The organism is Desulfovibrio sp. 1214_IL3152 (assembly GCF_036763055.1).
Classification (GTDB): Bacteria; Desulfobacterota; Desulfovibrionia; order Desulfovibrionales; family Desulfovibrionaceae; genus Desulfovibrio.
Genome location: NZ_JBAIYW010000237.1, coordinates 1 through 1,301, shown reverse-complemented (window position 1 = coordinate 1,301; position 1,301 = coordinate 1). Strand labels below are relative to the sequence as shown.

General features: G+C 62.2%; 1 protein-coding gene. It reads left to right on the top strand.

Features of this window, described 5'->3' with window-relative positions:
• Positions 1–162 precede the first annotated feature (162 nt).
• Positions 163–1,236: a 4Fe-4S dicluster domain-containing protein gene (locus V6C07_RS05000; RefSeq protein WP_333535264.1), complete on the top strand. Its 1,074-nt coding sequence runs from the start codon at positions 163–165 to the stop codon at positions 1,234–1,236.
• Positions 1,237–1,301 lie beyond the last annotated feature (65 nt).

Below are 1,301 nucleotides of genomic sequence, written 5' to 3'. Positions count from 1 at the left end.
GGCCTGCCCCGTGGGCATTCCCATCCTGGCCCTGCGCCAGCAGATCGCCCGGGCTGTGAGTCAGCTCTTTGACGGCTACAAGGCGGGCCTCAATGCCGAGGCCGTGCCGCCGCTTCTGGGCTATGAAGTGGAAGAAAAGAACATCCATGAGAGGGACTGGAAATGAGCATGACCCGCTTTGTAACCCCCGACGGCCTGCCCGCCTTTCTGGCCTTTCTCTCGCAACAGGGCAACCGCGTGCTTGTTCCCGTGGAAAAGCCCGCGGCCAAACGCTCCGTGGTCTTTGAAGCCTGGGAGGAAGGCAAGCCCTTTACCCTTGCAAAAGCCACCGTGCCCGCCAAGGAAGCCGTGCTGCCCCAGTGTGAAACCCTGGTAAGCTACAAAAAAAGCAAAGATCCGGAAAATCCGTCCCGCGTCTCCATACAGGTGGACGATACCCCGCAGGCAGAAGCCACCGTGGTTTTTGCCACCCGCCCCTGCGATGCGCGCGGCTACGCCATCCTTGACCGGCCCTACCTTAAAGGCCCCTTTGCCGACCCCTATTACAGGGCCAGGCGCGATGCCCTTACGGTCATCAGCCTTACCTGCAATTCGGGCTGCAATACCTGCTTCTGCCACTGGGTTGGCGGCGGCCCCACCTCCCCCGAAGGTTCGGACATTCTCATGACCGAAATCGAGGGCGGCTATGTGCTCCAGGCCATTACGCCCAAGGGCGAAGCGCTGCTTTCCGCCTCTTCGCTCGAAGACGGCGGCGACCGCTTCGCCAAGGTGGAGGAAGTGCGCAAGGCGGCCTGGGCCAGCCTTGTGCCTGCCCCCAACATCAAAGAGGCCCCGCAAAAGCTGGCGGCCATGTTCACGGATGTGGAGTTCTGGCAAAACCAGACCGACCGCTGCCTGTCCTGCGGTGCCTGCACCTACTTCTGCCCCACCTGCTATTGCTTCAATATCACGGACGAGGGCGAAGGGCTGAGCGAAAAGGGCGGACGCCGCCTGCGCAGCTGGGACAACTGCATGTCTTCCCTGTTCACGCGCGAGGCCAGCGGGCATAACCCCCGCACCACCAAGGCCCTGCGCATGCGCAACCGGGTTTCGCACAAGTACTCCACCTATCCTGAAAACTGGGGTTCGTTCTCTTGCAGCGGCTGCGGCCGGTGCATCAGCAACTGCCCCGTCTGTCTGGACATCCGCGCCATTGTGCTGGCAGCGCTGGAAGCCAAGCAAGACAAAGCCGAGTAGGAGCAGACATGGCTACCAAAAAAAATACCGTCCAGGCCAAGGGCGGCCCCAAGGCGGCCGCCCCA